Here is a 638-nt window from a genome sequence, read left to right as displayed (position 1 = left end):
TCGCGGTGGAGTCGGCTCTGTTCGCGTTGGTGTCGTGGCTGGGAGTGCGTCCGGACGCGGTGATGGGGCATTCGGTGGGTGAGATCACGGCGGCCTGGGCGGCCGGGGTGTTCTGTCTGGAGGACGCCTGTGTCCTGGTCGCGGCGCGGGGGCGTCTGATGCAGGCGGCCCGTCCCGGTGGTGCGATGGCCGCGATCGCCGCACCCGAGAGCGAGATCACCGATCATCTCGCCTCCTTCGGGGGGCGGGTGTCGGTGGCCGCGGTCAACGGGCCCGCTGCCGTCGTGATCTCGGGTGATGCGGATGCCGTGACCGAGATCGCGGACCACTTCCGCGAGCGGGGTGCCCGTACGAAGCGTCTGACGGTGTCGCACGCCTTCCACTCCTCCCACATGGAATCGGCTGCTGCGGCGTTCGAGGAGGCCCTTGCCGGGGTCGTCTTCCATGAACCGTCTCTGGCGGTGGTCTCCAACATCACCGGTGCCATGGCCGAACCCGGCACCCTGACCAGCCCCGCCTACTGGGCCCGGCACATCCGGGCGGCGGTCCGGTTCCACGACGGCATCGAGGCTCTCCATACTCATGGCATCACCACTTTCCTGGAGCTGGGCCCCGATCCGGTTCTGACGTCTTTGGTC

At 68.8% G+C, this 638-nt stretch carries 1 protein-coding gene; it reads left to right on the top strand.

Features of this window, described 5'->3' with window-relative positions; genetic code table 11:
• The coding region (locus tag AADR41_RS42165; RefSeq protein WP_342287765.1) for an acyltransferase domain-containing protein at positions 1 to 638 on the top strand (638 nt) is incomplete at both ends.

The organism is Streptomyces sp. CLV115 (genome assembly GCF_038448545.1).
GTDB classification, from domain to species: Bacteria; Actinomycetota; Actinomycetes; order Streptomycetales; family Streptomycetaceae; genus Streptomyces; species Streptomyces sanglieri.
This window is presented reverse-complemented; position numbering and strand designations above follow the sequence as displayed.